The sequence below is a fragment of the Meinhardsimonia xiamenensis genome, assembly GCF_900102905.1.
Taxonomy (GTDB): Bacteria; Pseudomonadota; Alphaproteobacteria; order Rhodobacterales; family Rhodobacteraceae; genus Meinhardsimonia; species Meinhardsimonia xiamenensis.
In genome coordinates this window covers 138066-155517 of record NZ_FNFV01000001.1, presented here as the reverse complement: position 1 = coordinate 155517, position 17452 = coordinate 138066, and the positions used below count along the sequence as shown (strand labels likewise).

15 protein-coding genes are annotated in these 17452 nt (G+C 68.2%); 7 read left to right on the top strand and 8 right to left on the bottom strand.

Going from position 1 to position 17452, the window contains the following annotated elements; genetic code table 11:
- Nucleotides 1-9: 9 nt before the first annotated feature.
- From BLQ14_RS00760 to trhO, 7 genes are all read right to left on the bottom strand, one after another.
- Nucleotides 10-843 carry an FAD binding domain-containing protein gene (locus BLQ14_RS00760; RefSeq protein WP_092497206.1) on the bottom strand — a complete coding sequence of 278 codons (834 nt, stop codon included), beginning with the start codon at nucleotides 841-843 and terminating at the stop codon, nucleotides 10-12.
- A 147-nt stretch (nucleotides 844-990) separates the two neighbouring features.
- Nucleotides 991-2139: an MHYT domain-containing protein gene (locus BLQ14_RS00755; protein ID WP_245656788.1), complete on the bottom strand. Its 1149-nt coding sequence runs from the start codon at nucleotides 2137-2139 to the stop codon at nucleotides 991-993.
- Between the two features lie 78 nt (nucleotides 2140-2217).
- The gene (locus tag BLQ14_RS00750) at nucleotides 2218-2730 is read right to left on the bottom strand and encodes a flavin reductase family protein (RefSeq protein ID WP_092498272.1); all 513 of its coding nucleotides are present in this window, start codon (nucleotides 2728-2730) and stop codon (nucleotides 2218-2220) included.
- 158 nt (nucleotides 2731-2888) lie between these two features.
- Entirely contained in the window at nucleotides 2889-3290 is a 402-nt protein-coding gene (locus BLQ14_RS00745) for a hypothetical protein (RefSeq protein ID WP_092497201.1), read from the bottom strand.
- Between the two features lie 23 nt (nucleotides 3291-3313).
- Entirely contained in the window at nucleotides 3314-3721 is a 408-nt protein-coding gene (csgH, locus tag BLQ14_RS00740) for a curli-like amyloid fiber formation chaperone CsgH (protein WP_092497199.1), read from the bottom strand.
- 78 nt (nucleotides 3722-3799) lie between these two features.
- Nucleotides 3800-4234, bottom strand: a complete 435-nt coding sequence (locus tag BLQ14_RS00735) for a curlin (protein ID WP_170068373.1) — start codon at nucleotides 4232-4234, stop codon at nucleotides 3800-3802.
- 204 nt (nucleotides 4235-4438) lie between these two features.
- Nucleotides 4439-5347, bottom strand: a complete 909-nt coding sequence (trhO, locus tag BLQ14_RS00730; protein WP_092497195.1) for an oxygen-dependent tRNA uridine(34) hydroxylase TrhO — start codon at nucleotides 5345-5347, stop codon at nucleotides 4439-4441.
- 113 nt (nucleotides 5348-5460) lie between these two features.
- On the opposite strand from trhO, the gene pncA reads away from it, so the two are divergent.
- From pncA to infB, 6 genes are all read left to right on the top strand, one after another.
- Complete coding sequence (gene pncA, locus BLQ14_RS00725; RefSeq protein ID WP_092497193.1) at nucleotides 5461-6075, top strand: bifunctional nicotinamidase/pyrazinamidase; 615 nt, start codon at nucleotides 5461-5463, stop codon at nucleotides 6073-6075.
- Nucleotides 6075-7367, top strand: coding sequence for a nicotinate phosphoribosyltransferase (pncB, locus tag BLQ14_RS00720; protein ID WP_092497191.1), 1293 nt, complete (start codon nucleotides 6075-6077; stop codon nucleotides 7365-7367). Before pncA ends, pncB begins: the two co-directional genes overlap by 1 nt.
- 195 nt (nucleotides 7368-7562) lie before the next feature.
- Complete coding sequence (rimP, locus tag BLQ14_RS00715; protein WP_092498270.1) at nucleotides 7563-8171, top strand: ribosome maturation factor RimP; 609 nt, start codon at nucleotides 7563-7565, stop codon at nucleotides 8169-8171.
- Nucleotides 8172-8173: 2 nt separating this feature from the next.
- A complete protein-coding gene (gene nusA / locus BLQ14_RS00710) occupies nucleotides 8174-9946 on the top strand; it encodes a transcription termination factor NusA (RefSeq protein WP_092497189.1) in 1773 nt (590 codons plus the stop codon).
- Between the two features lie 5 nt (nucleotides 9947-9951).
- Nucleotides 9952-10584, top strand: a complete 633-nt coding sequence (locus BLQ14_RS00705; protein ID WP_092497187.1) for an RNA-binding protein — start codon at nucleotides 9952-9954, stop codon at nucleotides 10582-10584.
- Nucleotides 10581-13088: a translation initiation factor IF-2 gene (gene infB / locus BLQ14_RS00700; protein ID WP_092497185.1), complete on the top strand. Its 2508-nt coding sequence runs from the start codon at nucleotides 10581-10583 to the stop codon at nucleotides 13086-13088. The genes BLQ14_RS00705 and infB overlap by 4 nt, the downstream gene beginning before the upstream one ends.
- A 223-nt stretch (nucleotides 13089-13311) precedes the next feature.
- On the opposite strand, the gene paaZ is transcribed toward infB, so the two are convergent.
- Nucleotides 13312-15336, bottom strand: a complete 2025-nt coding sequence (paaZ, locus tag BLQ14_RS00695; protein WP_092497183.1) for a phenylacetic acid degradation bifunctional protein PaaZ — start codon at nucleotides 15334-15336, stop codon at nucleotides 13312-13314.
- 128 nt (nucleotides 15337-15464) lie between these two features.
- On the opposite strand from paaZ, the gene BLQ14_RS00690 reads away from it, so the two are divergent.
- Nucleotides 15465-17339: an FAD-dependent monooxygenase gene (locus BLQ14_RS00690; protein ID WP_092497181.1), complete on the top strand. Its 1875-nt coding sequence runs from the start codon at nucleotides 15465-15467 to the stop codon at nucleotides 17337-17339.
- Nucleotides 17340-17452 lie beyond the last annotated feature (113 nt).

Below are 17452 nucleotides of genomic sequence, written 5' to 3'. Positions count from 1 at the left end.
CGACCTCCCTCAGCCGGCACGCGACTGCGCGCGCGCGATCGCCCGGCGCAGCACCACGCCGGCGGCATGTTTCTTGAACGCGACCGGGCCGCGGTTGTCCTCCACCGGGTCGATGGCCTCGAGCATGGCGGCAACGCAGCCCTCGACATCGCCCGCAGCAAGCGCGGCGCTCGCGGCCTCCGACCACACCGGCGTGTCGGCGAGGTTGGTCATCGCGACCGAAGCCGTGCCCTTGCCCACCAGCACCGCGGCGGCGGCGGTGGCATAGTCGCCGATCTTGCGCTTGACCTTCTCGTAGGCCCAGCCCGTGCCCGCCGCGGGGCGGGGGATGGTGATGCGGGTGAGGATCTCGTCGTCCTCGCGCGCGGTAAAATAGGCCGCCTCGTAGAATTCCCGCGCCTTGACCTCGCGGGTGCCGTCCGGCCCCGCAAGCGTGTAGGTGGCATCGAGGCACTGCATCAGCCCCGGCATGTCGTTGCCCGGGTCGCCATTGGCGACGTTGCCGCCGATGGTTCCCTTGTAGCGCACCTGCGGATCGGCAATCTGCAGCGCCGCCTCGCGGATGATCGGCAGCGCCTCCGCGAGCCCCTCATGGGCGATCAGGTCATGCTGGGTGACCATCGCGCCGATGGTCACCGCGTCAGCGCCGATCTCGATGCCTCTCAGCTCGGCAATGTCCTGCAGGTCGACCAGATGCGCCGGCGCGGCCATCCTGAGCTTCATCATCGGAATCAGGCTGTGCCCGCCCGCGAGCACGCGGGCTTCATCGCCGTGCTCCTGCAGAACGGCGATCGCCGACGCCACATCCGCTGGCCGGTGATACGCGAACCCGGCTGGTATCATGTCTGTACTCCTCCCTCGATCGGTCGCCGGCAAAGGGGCGACTCGACGCGGGGAGATTCAGCGCGGCAGCCGTGCGTTCCTCAACGGCCGACGAACGGGCGGCGGCAATGGCTGCACGAAATGCGAAATGGCTGCACGAACCGCGCCTCAGACTCCGAGCGCCTCGCGCACCACCGCAAGGCGTGACCGGCTGACCGGGACGCGCCCGAGGCCCGGTGTGCGCTCGAAGTGGCACAGCCCGTTGTCGCGGGCGCGTTCGAAGCGCGTCACATGCGACGGGTTGATCAGATAGCTGCGATGCGCGCGCAGGAATCCCGAGGGCTTCAGCCGCGCTTCGGCCTCGGTGATCGACCAGGGACAGAAGAGCTGTTCTCCATCCATGTACAGGATGGTGTAGTGACCTTCGGCGCGTATCGCCGCAATGCGCTCCCGCGGGGCGAAGAAGGTCTGCCCCTCGCGCTCGTAGGGAACCCCCGGAAGCGCTGTCGCCGCCGACGGTTTCGGTTGCGGCAACGGCGGTTCGTCCGCGGTCGGATCGGGCTCCGCCCCCGGTTCCATCAGGCTGATCCCGGTCAGCACGAAGCCGCCGCAGATGAGGAACACCGCCAGCGTCACGCCCAGCGCCAGCGCCTCGTTCGACAGCGCCGGGCCGGAAACCGACGCCTCGCCCGTGGCAACGAAATCGGTCAGCGAGATCGCGGTGAAGTGCATCGTCACCACGGCTGCGGCAAAGCAGACGGTGCCGAGCAGGATGTTGCGGTGCGTGCGCGCCCCGTAGGCCACGCCGATCGCCGCCACCGACAGCGCCACCGAGGCGGCGGCGGAAAGCGCGACATCCCACGCGTCATAGACCGCCCGGCAAACGCGCATCGCCTCCATGCCGATGAAGTGCATCACGACGATGCCAAGGCCCACGATCACCCCCGCCGCGATGACGAGCTGCGGCGTGCGCCGGCGGAAATGCAGCAGCAGCAGCGCCACGCCCACGACAAGGATGGCCACGAGCGCCGAGATGAGCGTCACGAGCGCGTCGTAATAGAAGAGGATCGGCAGCTGCAGTCCGAGCATGGCGACGAAGTGCATCGACCAGATGCCGCCGCCCAGGATCACCGCGGCCAGCACGATGACGAGCTTGCGCCGCGCAGGCGGCAGCGCCGAGGCACCCTTGGTGAGCGAGAGTCCGGTGAATCCGGCCATGAGCGCCACCGCGAAGGCGGCGATGACGAGCCATCCGTTATGGCTGACCTCCAGCATGGCCCGCAATCTACTCCGCCCCGCCCGCAGGGCAAGCGCCATGCAAGGCCGGGCCGTGCGGCGCGCGCACATGGCCGGATGCGCCGCGCAGCACCGCCACGGCCTTTCGGCCAGCGGCCTTCAGCCGATGCCGACGGGGAAGGGCTCCATCCTCCCCTTGCCGAAAACGAGCGGCGTGCGCTCGCTGTCGGAGTGGCGAATCACCTCGCCGATGAAGATCTCGTGGTCGCCGCCGTCATAGGTGCGCCACTTGCGACATTCGAAACTGGCGGCGGTGCCGGCCAGAACCGGAACGCCCTCGATACCCGGCGTCCAGTCAACCTTCGCAAAGCGGTCCTCGACCGGCGAGGCGAAGACCCGGCACAGCTCCTCCTGATCGGCGGCCAGCACATTCACCGCGAAGGCCGGATGCGCCCTGAAGGCCGACAGCGACAACGCCTTGCGCGCCAGGCTCCACAGGATCAATGGCGGCTCCATCGAGACAGAGTTGAATGAGCTGATGGTCAGCCCGATGGGCCTTTCGCCGGGGCCCAGCGTGGTGACGATGGCAACGCCGGTGGGAAAGCAGGAAAGCGCCCGCCGAAACGAGGCGGGATCGACGGGATGGGTCTCGCTGGCGGTCAGAACGGTCATTTCGGGCGTCTTCGATGCTGCCACTGAAAACATAAGCATCGGACACATCATGGCAAATGGTAAAGTCTGATCGGATCGATCAGAATCGAGAATGACAGGGCTCGCCCGGGCGGGGGCCGCCGCGCGCGCCGGTGGCCCCGGCCGCGCGCGCCGGGAACTCACCAGCCGTATTGCAGCATCAGCCCCGCGGCTCCGCCCGACTGTGCGACGGCGGCTGCGGTGTTGCGGCCGAACTGGAACAGCCCGAAGGCATTGCCGCCGCCGCTCTGGTCGAGCGTGCCGCTGTGGCCGGTGCCTTCCTGGTGCACCGCGCCGAGATTGCCACGCCCGCTCTGGCGGATGCCCGCGCCATTGCCGCTGCCGCGCTGGGTGATGACGGCGCGGCCGCCGCCCTGTGCGAGGTTGTAGATGAGAAGGCCGGCAGCCAGCGCGGCGCGCTCCTCGGAATTGCGCGGGGTGAAGGTGACGGAGATCGTGCCGCCGGCGCTGGCCGGGGCTGCCGCGAGGGCCATGGCCGAAACGGCGGTGGCGAGAAGAAGCGAGGCGAGAGAGCGTTTCATGGGTCCGGTTCCTTGCCGTGGGGTCAGAGCTCGATGGGGAAGACGCCGCGGCAGGTCATCCGCTTGCCGTCCACTTCGAGCTTGAAGTCGATGTCGAAATCCTCCGGCGCGCCGGAGAGCATCGCCCGCCCGAGGGTCTTCGTCTCGCCAGACGCGGCGGAAAACGCCCCCGACTGGCGGATGCTGGCGCGCCCCGAGGCGCCGGTTTTCTCGATCCCGAGTTCGTAGCTGCCGGAGACGGGCTCGCGGGCCTGAAGGCGGGCCTCGATCGAGATGCCGGAGGCGCCCTTTTCCATCACCACCCCGCAGGAAAGGGGCGGTCTGGCGGCGGTGCTGTCGCGGCTGTCGTGGGCGGCCACGCCCGTGGCCAGGGCAAGGGCGGCGATCCCGAGGAGGGGAACGGAGGGGGGAAGTCGATACAAACGGGTCATGGGTTGGGTCTCCTGTGTCGGCAGGGAAGCAAGCGGCCCGCGGGTGGGAAGGAGGCGCCCGCGGGCCGGGCGCGGGCGTCAGTCCTGAACGATCACCGCCACATTGCCGCTGCCGCGCTGGGTGGTGCTGGCGCTGTGGCCGCCGCCGATCTGGATCACGCCCACAGCGTTGCAGCGGCCGCTCTGGCTTACGTCGGCGTCGTTGTGCCCGCCCATCTGCGCGATACCGGCGAGGTTGCAGCGCCCGCTCTGGGTGACGGTGGCGCCATTGGCATGGCCGGTCTGGCCCACGGCGGTGCGGTTGCGAAAGCCGTCCTGGCTGATGAAGGTCGAGTTGGTCCAGCCGTCCTGATAGACGCGCATGCGGTTGCGGTGGCCGGCCTGATGGCCGGCGGCATCATTGGCGCGGCCGTATTGCTCGACGATCACCACCGATCCGGCGCTGGCGGGCAGGGCGCCGAGGAGGATGGCGACGGAGGCGAGCGGGGCGAGAAGGCGGGTTGTGAAGGTCATCAAATCGTTCCTTTCCAGTGTGGCGTTGAGGCTCATTCTGTCTCTTGTCCTCGGCGCCGGGATGGTGGCGCGGTGCCGATGCCCACCACAGGCCCCGAACGGCTCCGGTCAGGCAATATCGCCGCGGCGCGATCCGATGACGGTGACGCCGTTATCGAATAACGTTCTGAGAAAATTCAGGTTTTCCGCCGGTGCGATCCGGCGCTACCGCTGTCCGCCCAGATGCCGCATCCCGCGTGCGGCGGCGAGGCGCATCTGCCGGTGGCGTTCGCGGAAGCGCGCGCGGTCGGCCTCGCTGAATCGGTCGCGGCAGCGGTGGCAGGCCGCGCCTTCCTCGTATTCGGGGCGGGCGCGGTCTTCGGCGGTGAGCGGGTGGCGGCAGGCATGGCACAGGCTCAGCCCGCCCGGCTCAAGCCCGTGGCTAACGCTCACGCGCTCGTCGAACACGAAGCATTCGCCGCGCCAGAGGCTCTCTTCGGGCGGCACTTCTTCGAGATATTTCAGGATCCCGCCCTTGAGGTGATAGACCTCCTCCACCCCCTGCTGCCTGAGCCAGCTCGTGGCCTTCTCGCAGCGGATGCCGCCGGTGCAGAACATGGCGATCCGCCGGTTTGAAAGCCGCGCGCGGTTTTCCTCCCACCAGGCCGGAAAGTCGCGGAAGCGCTCGGTGCCGGGGTCGATGGCGCCCTGAAAGCTGCCGATCGCCACCTCATAGGCGTTACGCGTGTCGATCACCGCCACATCCGGCGCGGTGATGAGCGCGTTCCACTCGGCCGGTTCCACATACTCGCCCACTGTGGCGGCGGGGTCGACGCCCGTCTGGCCCAGCGTGACGATCTCGCGCTTGAGCCGCACCTTCATCCGGCCGAAGGGCATGGTCTCGGCGCGGCTCTCCTTGCACTCGATGTCGGCGCAGCCGGGCAATGTGCGGATATGGGCAAGGACACGGTCGATACCTTCGCGCGGACCGGCAATGGTGCCGTTGATTCCCTCGGGTGCAATGAGAAGCGTGCCCTTCACGCCCGCGGCGGTGCAGGCCTCGAGAAGCGGGCCGCGCAGCGCGGCCGGGTCGGGAAAGCGGGTGAACCGGTAGAGTGCGGCGACGACGAACATGCCTCGGCCTAGCCCCAGCCGGCGCGCGGTTCAAGCCGGCGCAAGCGCGCTTCGGTTGACCGGCGGGCAGGGGCGGCTTAGCAAGTTGCGAACACGCAAGGAGGGAATTCGCCATGCCCGCCCCTGACGAAGCGCTCGTCGTGATCGACGTGCAGAACGACTTCTGCCCCGGTGGCGCGCTTGCCGTGCCGGGTGGCGACGAGATCGTGCCCGGCATCAACGCGCTCATGGCCGAGTTTGCCGCCGTCATCCTCACGCAGGACTGGCACCCGGCCGATCACGCCTCCTTCGCCTCGCAGCACGCCGGCAAGGCGCCATTCGAGACGGTGGAAATGCCTTATGGCGAGCAGGTGCTCTGGCCCGACCACTGCGTGCAGGGCGCGCCCGGCGCCGCCTTCCACCCCGATCTCGACACCGAGCGCGCGCAGCTCATCATCCGCAAGGGCTTTCACCGCGAGATCGACAGCTATTCCGCCTTCTTCGAGAATGACCGCACCACGCCCACGGGGCTTGAGGGATACCTGCGCACACGCGGGATCAACCGGCTCACGCTGGTGGGGCTCGCCACCGATTTCTGCGTGAACTACTCCGCACTCGATGCCGCGCGGCTCGGCTTCGAGGTGACGGTGCGCGAGGATCTCTGCCGCGCCATCGACCTTGAAGGCTCCCTTGCCGCGGCACGCGAGGCGATGCGCAAGGCGGGCGTGCGGCTTGAGGGGCGCGGCTGATGGTCGATATCGCCACCCGCGTCTACAATCACAACTGGAAGATCGACCCGATCGTCCGGTCGCTGATCGACACCGACTTCTACAAGCTCCTGATGTGCCAGTTCGTCTTCCACCGGAAGCCGGACGTGAACGTGACCTTCTCGCTCATCAACCGCACCAAGTCGGTGCGCCTCGCCGATCTGGTGGAGGAGAAGGAGGTGCGCGAGCAGCTCGACCACATCCGCACCCTGCGGCTGTCGCGCGGGGAGAGCACCTGGCTCAGGGGCAACATGTTCTACGGCAAGCGGCAGATGTTCACGCCGGAGTTCATGGAGTGGTTCGAGCAGCTGCAACTGCCGCCCTACCATCTCGAAAAGCGCGACGGGCAGTACGAGCTGACCTTCGAGGGCAAATGGCCGGAGGTGATGCTGTGGGAGATCCCCGCGCTTGCGGTGCTCATGGAGCTGCGCGCCCGCGCGGTGCTCAGGCACATGGGGCGTTTCGAGCTGCAGGTGCTCTATGCGCGCGCGATGACGCGGGTGTGGGACAAGGTGGAGCGGCTGCGCAGGCTCGAGGGTCTGAAGCTTGCCGATTTCGGCACTCGCCGGCGGCACTCCTTCCTGTGGCAGGACTGGTGCGTGCAGGCGCTGATCGAAGGCTTGGGCGACAAGTTCATCGGCACTTCCAACTGCCTCATCGCCATGCGCCGGGAGGTCGAGGCGATCGGCACCAACGCGCATGAATTGCCGATGGTCTATGCCGCGCTGGCCGAAACCGACGAGGAACTGCGAGAGGCGCCCTACAAGGTGCTCGAGGAATGGCACGAGGAACACGAGGGCAACCTGCGCATCATCCTGCCCGACACCTTCGGCACCAGGCAGTTTCTCGAGCGCGCGCCGGACTGGCTGGCGGGATGGACCGGGATCCGCATCGATTCGGGCGATCCCTTCGAGGGCGGCGAGACGGCCATCGCCTGGTGGAAGAGCCGCGGGCAGGATCCCCGGCAGAAGCTGCTGATCTTCTCTGACGGGCTCGATGTGGATCTGATCGAGAAGCTCTACGAGCGCTTCCACGGGCGGGTGCGGCTCAGCTTCGGCTGGGGCACGCTTTTGACCAACGACTTCCGCGGGCTGGTGAAGGACGATGCGCTGGCGCCCTTCTCGCTCGTCTGCAAGGCGGTGGCGGCCAATGGCCGGCCGACGGTGAAGCTTTCCGACAACCCCAGAAAGGCGATGGGGCCGAAGGAGCAGATCGAGCGCTACAAGCGCGTCTTCGGCGTGGGCGAGCAGGTCGAGCGCGAGGTCGTGGTGTAGAGGGCGGAGGGGGGCGCTGCCCCCCGCGCTTCCGCGCTCCCCCCGGGGTATTGCCACCCAGGGTGAGAAGCCCGGCTTGAAATCGGGGCGGGTGATGCGTATATGGACCTCAACAGCGGCGCTCTGGCCTCCACCCCCAGGGCTCCACCGGAAAAGGATGACGGGCCGCGGGCCCGTTTTTTTGTGCCCGAGAACATGACCGATCTGATCGCGAAGACGCCCATCGACCGCAGGCTCGCCGACATCGTGCGGCCGGTGATCGAGGACATGGGATATGAACTCGTCCGCCTGCGGCTGCAGGGCGGCAGGAAGCCCGTGCTGCAGATCATGGCCGACCGCCCCGGCGGCGGCATCGAGGTGGATGACTGCGCGGCGATTTCCACCGCCGTCTCGGCGGTGCTCGATGTGGAAGACCCGATCGAGGGCGCCTACACGCTCGAGGTCTCGAGCCCCGGCATCGACCGGCCGCTGACGCGGCTGAAGGATTTCGAGGACTGGGCCGGCTGGGAAGCCAGGCTCGAGACCACCGAGCTCATCGACGGGCGGCGGCGCTTCAAGGGGCGGCTTGCCGGGGTCGAGGATGGCGAGGTGCTGATCGAGATCGCCGAGGGCACGATCGGGCTCAGGTTCGACTGGCTGGCCGATGCCAAGCTGGTGCTGACCGACGAGCTCATCCGTGCCGCCCTCGCCGACAGACGGGCGGCGGGCATCATCGACGAGACGCAGTTTGACGCGATCGAGACCGAAGACGAAACCGAAGACGAGACAACTGACGGGACCGCGGGGCGGTCCGAGGAGGACTGAACATGGCCATCACATCAGCCAACCAGCTTGAACTGTTGCAGACCGCCGAGGCGGTGGCGCGGGAGAAGATGATTGACCCCGGCGTCGTTGTCGAGGCGATGGAGGAAAGCCTCGCGCGCGCGGCGAAGAGCCGCTACGGCGCCGACCTCGACATTCGTGTGAAGATCGACCGCAAGACCGGGCGGGCGACCTTCACCCGCGTGCGCACGGTGGCCGACCCCGAGGCAATCGAGAACTTTCAGGCCGAGGTTGACCCGGACCAGGCGCGTCAGATCGTAGCGCAGGCGCGGCCCGAGGTGGTGGTGCTCGAGGCCAGCGCGCCGGTGTTCGACGAGGAAGGCAACGAGGTGGAGCGGCGCAAGATCCACCGCTTCATCCTGCGCGCGCCGACCGAGACCGACCGGATGCTGATGGAAGGCGTCGACCAGTCGGTCGAGCCGCAGGTGGGCGACGAGATCATCGACGAGGTGCCGCCCGTTGAGATGGGCCGGATCGCGGCGCAATCGGCCAAGCAGGTGATCCTGCAGCGGGTGCGCGAGGCCGAGCGGGAGCGCCAGTACGAGGAGTTCAAGGACCGCGTCGGCACCATCATCAACGGCATCGTCAAGCGCGAGGAATACGGCAACATCATCGTCGATGTCGGCCGTGGCGAGGCGGTGCTGCGCCGCAACGACAAGATCGGGCGCGAAAGCTACCGCCCCGGCGACCGCATCCGCGCCTGGGTGAAGGATGTGCGGCGCGAGAATCGCGGCCCGCAGATCTTCCTGTCGCGCACCGCGCCGGAGTTCATGGCCGAGCTCTTCAAGATGGAGGTGCCGGAGATCTACGACGGCATCATCGAGATCAAGGCCGTGGCGCGCGATCCGGGCAGCCGGGCGAAGATTGCCGTGGTCAGCCATGACCCCTCGATCGACCCGGTCGGTGCCTGCGTGGGCATGCGTGGGTCGCGCGTGCAGGCGGTGGTCAACGAGCTTCAGGGTGAGCGCATCGACATCATCCCCTGGAACGAGGATCAGGCCACCTTCCTTGTGAACGCGCTGCAGCCGGCGGAGGTCTCCAAGGTCGTCATCGACGAGGAGGCCGGCAAGATCGAGGTCGTGGTGCCGGAAGATCAGCTCTCGCTGGCCATCGGCAGGCGCGGGCAGAACGTGCGGCTCGCCAGCCAGCTCACCGGGCTTGATATCGACATCATGACCGAGGAGGAGGAGAGCCAGCGCCGTCAGGCCGAGTTTGCCGAGCGCACCAAGCTGTTCATGGACGCGCTCGACCTCGACGAGTTCTTCGCCCAGCTTCTGGTGGCCGAGGGCTTCACCTCGCTCGAGGAAGTTGCCTATGTCGACCCCGAGGAGCTTCTGGTGATCGAGGGCATCGACGAGGAGACGGTGGCCGAGCTTCAGGCCCGTGCCCGCGACGTGCTCGAGGAGCAGAACCGCAAGGCGCTCGAGCGCGCGCGCGAGCTGGGGCTGGAGGACAGCCTCGCCGAGTTCCCCGGCCTGACGCCGCAGATGCTGGAGGCGCTGGCCGAGGAGGGCATCAAGACGCTGGAGGACTTCGCCACCTGCGCCGACTGGGAGCTTGCCGGTGGCTGGACGACCGTCAACGGTGAGCGTCACAAGGACGAGGGCATTCTCGAGAAGTTCGACGTGAGCCTCGAGGAGGCCCAGCAGCTGGTGATGAACGCCCGCGTTCAGCTTGGCTGGGTCGATCCGGCCGAACTGGAGACGGGCGAGGAAGAAGCCGAGGCCGTCGACGGCGAGGCAACCGAGGAGGCCTGAGCACGGTGACGCGGGGCGGACGCATCAAGAACCGGACCGAGCCCGAGCGGCGGTGCATCGTCACCGGCCGCTCGGGGCCGAAGGCCGGTCTCGTCCGCTTCGTCATCGGCCCCGGCGACCGGGTGGTGCCCGACATCGCCGGCCGCCTGCCCGGCCGGGGCATCTGGGTTTCGGCGGAGCGAGAGGCGATCGAGACGGCGGTCGGGAAGCGTCTCTTTGCCCGTGCCGCGCGCAAGGCGGTGGAGGTGCCGGAGGATCTGGCCGATCAGGTGGAAGAGACCCTTGCACGGCGCGTGATCGACGCTATCTCGCTGGCGAGGAAGGCCGGCGAGGCCGTTGCCGGCTTCGAGAAGGTGAAGGACTGGCTGACGACTGGCCGGGCGGCGGTTCTCGTTCAGGCGCGGGACGGTTCTTTGCGTGAAAGGGGGCGGTTGAAGCCGCCGGCCGGGCCGGAAAGCCTCGTCGACGTTCTAAACGCGTCCGAATTGGGTTTGGCTTTCGGACGCGAACGTGTGATACATTGCGCGCTCGCCGCTGGCGGTCTCTCCAAACGTGTAGTAGAGGATGCCACGCGACTTGCGGGGCTGCGAAAGGCGATCGGCGCCGAACGCGCCGGGAAGGATACGAAGGTTACATGAGCGATACCGACGGCAAGAAGACACTCGGCCTGCGTGGCGGCCCGCGTTCCGGCAGCGTGAAGCAGAGCTTCAGCCACGGCCGGACGAAGAGCGTTGTGGTCGAGACGAAGCGCAAGCGCGTTGTGGTGCCCAAGACCGGGGCCGCCAAGCCGGAGGTGGAAACGCCGGCGGCCAAGGCGGCGAAGAAGACGCCTTTGGGTGGCGACCCCGCGAAGCGGCCGGCAGGCATTACGGATGCCGAGCTCGAGCGCCGGATGAAGGCGCTTGCCGCCGCGAAGGCACGCGAGGCCGAAGAGGCCGCGCGCCGGGAGGCCGAGGAGCGCGCCCGCGCCGAGGAGCGGGAGCGCCGCCGCCGCGAGGCAGAAGAGAAGGAGCGCCAGGAGCGCGAGATCGCCGAGGCCGCCCGCCGCAAGGCCGAGGAGGAGGAAGCCGCGCGCCGCGCCGCCGAGCAGGAGGCCAAGGCGCGCCATGAAAAGCCGGCGGCTGCAAAGCCGGAGAAGGTCGAGGAGCCGCGCGCCGCAAAGCCGGCTCCCTCGCCCCGCAAGGCTGACCGGGAACGGGAGAAGCCCGAGCGCGAGGGTCGGGGCCGCGTCCGCGAAGAGGGACGCCGCTCCGGCAAGCTCACGCTCAACCAGGTGCTGTCAGGTGACGGCGGGCGCGAGCGGTCGCTGGCCGCGATGCGCCGCAAGCAGGAACGCGCGCGCCAGAAGGCCATGGGCGGTGCCCAGAGCCGCGAGAAGGTCGTGCGCGACGTGCAGATCCCTGACGCGATCATGGTCTCGGAGCTGGCCAACCGCATGGCCGAGCGCGTTGCCGATGTGGTCAAGGCGCTGATGAAGATGGGCCTGATGGTCACGCAGAACCAGACCATCGACGCCGACACCGCCGAGCTCATCGTCGAGGAATTCGGCCATCGCCCGGTGCGCGTTTCCGAATCGGCGGTCGAGGACGTGATCGACACCTATGAGGACAAGCCCGAGGACCTGGTGCCGCGTCCGCCGGTGGTCACGGTCATGGGCCATGTCGACCACGGCAAGACCTCGCTTCTCGATGCGATCCGCAACACCAAGGTGACGGCGGGCGAGGCCGGGGGCATCACCCAGCACATCGGCGCCTATCAGGTGAAGACGAAGGACGGCCAGCTCATCACCTTCCTCGACACGCCGGGCCACGCCGCGTTCACCTCGATGCGCGCGCGGGGCGCGCAGGTGACCGACATCGTCGTGCTGGTGGTTGCCGCTGACGATTCGGTGATGCCGCAGACGGTGGAGGCGATCAACCACGCCAAGGCCGCAGGCGTGCCCATCATCGTGGCGATCAACAAGATCGACAAGCCCGAGGCCAACCCCGACAAGGTGCGCACCGAGCTTCTGCAGCACGAGATCGTGGTCGAGAAGCTCTCGGGGGACGTGCAGGACGTGGAGGTTTCGGCGATTACCGGTCAGGGGATCGACGACCTTCTGGAAGCGATTGCGCTGCAGGCCGAGATTCTCGAGCTCAAGGCCAACCCCAACCGCCCCGCGAAGGGCGCGGTGATCGAGGCGCAGCTCGATGTCGGCCGCGGCCCGGTGGCCACGGTGCTGGTGCAGAACGGCACGCTGCGTCAGGGCGACGTCTTTGTCGTCGGCGAGCAGTGGGGCAAGGTGCGCGCGCTCATCAGCGACTCGGGCGAGCGGGTGAAGGAGGCCGGACCGTCGCAGCCGGTGGAGGTGCTGGGCCTCAACGGCACCCCCGAGGCAGGCGACGTGCTCAATGTCGTCGAGACCGAGGCGCAGGCGCGCGAGATCTCCGAGTATCGCCAGGAGAAGGCGAAGGAGAAGCGCGCGGCCGCCGGCGCTCAGGCGTCGCTCGACCAGCTTCTGGCCAAGGCCAAGGCCGATGCGAATGTCAAGGAACTGCCGGTGGTGGTCAAGGCCGACGTGCAGGGTTCGTCCGAGGCGATCGTGCAGGCGCTCGAGAAGATCGGCAACGACGAGGTGCGCGTGCGCGTCCTTCACGCCGGCGTCGGCGCCATCACCGAGACGGATGTGACGCTGGCCGAGGCTTCCGGTGCGCCGGTGATCGGCTTCAACGTGCGCGCCAACGCCGCCGCGCGGCAGGCAGCCAACCAGAAGGGCGTGGAGATCCGCTACTATTCGGTGATCTACGACCTGGTGGATGACGTGAAGAAGGCCGCCGAGGGGCTTCTGTCGGCCGAGGTGCGGGAGAAGTTCATCGGCTATGCCGAGGTCAAGGAGGTCTTCAAGGTCTCCAAGGTCGGCAATGTCGCGGGATGTCTCGTTACCGAGGGCGTGGCGCGGCGTTCGGCGGGCGTGCGGCTTCTGCGCGACAACGTGGTGATCCACGAGGGCACGCTGAAGACGCTCAAGCGCTTCAAGGACGAGGTCGCGGAGGTGCGCGCCGGACAGGAATGCGGCATGGCGTTCGAGAACTACGACGACATCCGCAAGGGCGACATCATCGAGATCTTCGAGCGCGAGGAGGTCGAGCGCAAGCTCGACTGAGGGGTCTGGAAGACGATCGGAAAGGGGGGCCGGATGGCCCCCTTTTTTCGCGCCTGTCCCACTTCGCGCGCGTGCTGATCAGTCTTGCTGGGTCGACTTCTATCCGCCCGGAGCGCGCAGCGTTCCGGGCATGCGCCCGCCCGCCCCCATGGCGGGCGCATTCGCGCCCACCCGGGCGGGCGCATGCCCTCTGTCCGGCAACTTGGCGCGTAGGATCACGAGCTTAGATCGCCACCATGGTCAGAAGCTCGTATTCGGCCACGGTCTCGTCGTGTTGGTTGGCGAGCCGCACATGCCAGCGCACCTCGCCGTAGTCGTCGTTGCGCTTCTTCTTTTCCTTCACCGTCAGCGTCACGGCGATCGAGTCGCCGGGGCTCACCGGCTTCATGAAGCGCAGGTTGTCAAGCCCGGTGTTGGCGAGCACCGGGCCTTCGTCCGGGTCCACAAACAGCCCGGCGGCGAAGGAGATCAACAGATAGCCATGCGCCACACGGCCGGGGAAGAACGGGTTACGTCTGGCTGCCTCCTCGTCCATGTGGGCATAGAAGGTGTCGCCGGTGAAACGGGCGAAATGCTCGATGTCTTCGAGCGTGATCTGGCGGGCGGGCGTGTGCAGCGTCTCGCCGATCCGAAGCTCGCCGAAGCGGCGGCGGAAGGGGTGTGTGGGGCCTTCGAATTCGCGCGCGCCGGGCACCCACCGGTTGGAGACGCGGGTGAGCAGGTCGGGACTGCCCTGCACCGCCACCCGCTGCATGAAATGCTTCACGCCGCGGATGCCGCCAAGCTCCTCGCCCCCGCCCGCGCGCCCCGGACCGCCATGGGTCATGTGCGGCATCGGCGCGCCGTGGCCGGTGGCCTCGGCCATCGAGTCGCGGTCGTTGAAATAGAGTCGTCCGTGCCAGGCGCCGATCTCCTCCACCGCCGCGCGCGCCACCTCCGGGTCATGGGTGATGACCGAGGCCACGAGGCTGCCGCCGCCGCGGTTGGCGATGTCGAAGGCGTGCGACAGGTCACGATAGCCCATGACCGTGGAAACCGGGCCGAAGGCTTCGGTTTCATGCAGCGTCCGCGCCGCGTCAGGGTCGGCGCAGTGAAACAGCATCGGCGGCAGGAAGGCGCCATTGGCGGTGTTCGAGCCGAAAGGGGTGAAGCTTTCGGGGTCGCCGAAGACGCGCGCGGCCTCGCTGCCGATGAGCGCGGCCTTCCCGAGCACATCCGCCTTCTGCTCGGCGGAGATGAGCGCTCCCATCGTCACCCCCTCGGCGCGCGGGTCGCCGACGACGACCTTCGCAAGCCGCGCGCGGATCGCCTCGATCACCGCGCCGACATGGGGCTCGGGCGCGATGATGCGGCGGATGGCGGTGCATTTCTGCCCGGCCTTCACCGTCATCTCGCGCACCACCTCCTTGACGAAAAGGTCGAATTCGGGCGTGCCAGGTGCGGCGTCCGGCCCGAGGATCGAGGCGTTGAGGCTGTCCTGCTCGGCGGTGAAGCGCACCGCGTTGTCAAGAAGGTTCGGCGTGCGGCGCAGCATGCGCGCGGTCTCGGCCGAGCCGGTGAAGCTGACCACGTCCTGCGGCCCAAGGAGCTCGAGCGTGGGCCCAAGGCTGCCGGTGACGAGCTGCAGCGCGCCTTCGGGCAGGATGCCGGAGTCGATCATCATCCGCACGCAGGCTCCGGTGACATAGGCGCTGGCGGTGGCGGGCTTGACCACCGAAGGCACGCCGGCCAGAAGGCTCGGCGCGAGCTTCTCCAGCATGCCCCAGACGGGAAAATTATAGGCGTTGATGTGCACGGCCACCCCGCGCAGCGGCACATAGACATGCTGGCCCTTGAAGCTTCCGCTGCGGCCCAGCTCCTCGATGCCGCCGTCAAGCAGCACATGGCCGTCGGGCAGCTCGCGGCGCCCCTTGGAGGCGTAGACGAAGAGCGTGCCGATGCCGCCGTCGATGTCGAAGGCGTGGTCGCGGCGGGTGGCGCCGGTGTCGTAGCTGATCTCGTAGAGCTCCTCCTTGCGCGCGTTGAGATGGAGCGCCAGCGCCTTGAGCATCCGCGCCCGGTCATGAAAGCTCATGGCCCTCAGCGCCGGCCCGCCTACCGTGCGCGCGTGCGCGAGCATGCCGGCGAAATCGAGCCCGTCATGGCCGACCTCGGCGATCACCTCGCCTGTCACCGCACTCGTCACCGGCCGGGCGGCCCTGCCGGGGCCGATCCACTCGCCCTTCACATAGCTTGCCACCCTGTGCATGGCGTCCTCCCGTCCCGAACCTCGGTTGCGGATTTATCGACCGAACGTTCGGTCAAATCAAGTGCCGCGCTTGCGGGCCGGCCGGTCGCGTGCCAGCATCGCGGCCGCAACGGGAGGAGGGCCGCGCGATGCAGTTTCACCTCAACGGATTCCGCCCCGGAGACCCCGAGCTTGCCGAAGCCGCGCCCGATGCCGGCATGCGCAAGCCTGCGGTCGATGTGCTCATTGTCGGCAGCGGGCCGACGGGGCTGACGCTGGCCGCGCAGCTTTCGGCCTTTCCCGAAATCACCACACGCATCATCGACCGCCGCGACGGCCCCTTGCGCTATGGCCAGGCCGACGGGATCGCCTGCCGCTCGATGGAGATGTTCGCCGCCTTCGGCTTTGCCGAGCGGGTGGCGCGCGAGGGCTACCATGTGAACGAGGTCACCTTCTGGCGGCCCGACGCCTCGGGCGGCATCGTGCGGGCGGACCGCATCCGCGATGTGGAGGAGGATCTCTCCCACATGCCGCATGTGATCCTGAGCCAGGCGCGGGTGCATGACTTTCTGCTCGAGCGCATGGCCAAGTCACCGCACAGGCTGACGCCGGAATACGCGGTGGAGCTTGTCTCCTTCAGCCGCGACGACAGCGCCGCCCACCCGGTGAGCGCCGTGGTGCGCAGGGTGGATTCAGGTGAAACAGAGACGATTTCTGCCCGCTACCTGGTGGGCTGCGACGGCGCGCATTCCACCGTGCGGCGGGGCTTGGGCTTTGCCATGCGCGGCGAGGCGCACCGCCAGCTCTGGGGGGTGATGGATGTGTTGGCGGTCACCGACTTTCCCGACATCCGGCTGAAATGCGCGATCCGTTCGGCGGGGGCGGGGAGCCTGCTCATCATCCCGCGCGAGGGCGGCTACATGGTGCGGCTCTACATCGAGCTCGATGCGCTGCATGGCGATGAGCGTGTTGCCGACCGCAAGCTTTCCGCCGACATGCTGATTGCCAAGGCGCAGGCGATCCTCGCGCCCTACAGCCTTGATGTGCGCGAGGTGGCATGGTGGTCGGCCTATGAGATCGGCCAGCGGGTGACCGACCGTTTTGACGATGCCGCAGAGGGCCGCGCGCCGCGCATCTTCATCGCCGGCGATGCCTGTCACACTCACAGCCCGAAGGCCGGGCAGGGCATGAACGTGTCGATGGCGGATGCCTTCAACCTTGGCTGGAAGCTCGCCCATGTGATCACGGGGCGCGCCGGCCCGGAGCTGCTTGCGACATATTCGGCCGAGCGGCGCGCCAAGGCCCAGGAGCTCATCGATTTCGACCGCGACATGGCGCGGCTTTTCAGCGAGGGCGCGCGCGACCCGGAAAAGGCCGCCGAGTTCGAGCGCTATTTCCAGAAGCACTTGCGCTACACCGCAGGTGTCGAGACCCGTTACGAGCCTTCGGCGCTTACCGGGAGCGGCGCACATCAGGCGCTGGCGACGGGGTTTGTTGTCGGCACCCGCTTTCACTCCGCCCCGGTGATCCGGCTTGCCGACGCAAGACCGATGCAGCTTGGCGAGGTGCTCGAGGCCGACGGCCGCTGGCGGCTCATCGCCTTTGCGCCCGAGGGCGACCGGGGCGTGCCCGGCGGCGCGCTTGCCCGGCTGTGCGACTGGCTCGAGACGGACGCGGCGAGCCCGATCCGCCGCCACACGCCCGAGGGTGCGGACATCGACAGCGTGATCGACCTGCGCGCGGTCATCCCCGCCCCGCATCGCGAGCTTGAGCTTCCGGCCCTGCCCGCGCTCCTGCGCCCGCGCAAGGGCAGGCTCGGCCTCGTCGATCACGAAAAGGTCTTCTGCCCCGACCACGAGGGCAGGCTCGATGCCTTGCCGGAAATCTACACCCGCCGCGGCATCGACCGCAGGCGCGGGGCGCTCGTCATCATCCGCCCCGACCAGTTTGTCGCCGAGGTGCTGCCGCTCGAGGCAACCGGGGCGCTCGCGGCGTTTCTTGGCGGCGTGTTGCGCGCGGTCTGACTAGGTGTGCCCTTCATCCGAGTTCACCGCGCCCGGGGCGCGAAGCGTGCCGGGCATGCGCCCGCCCGCCCCTTTGGCGGGCGCATCCTGCACCCGCCCGGGCGGCCGCATGC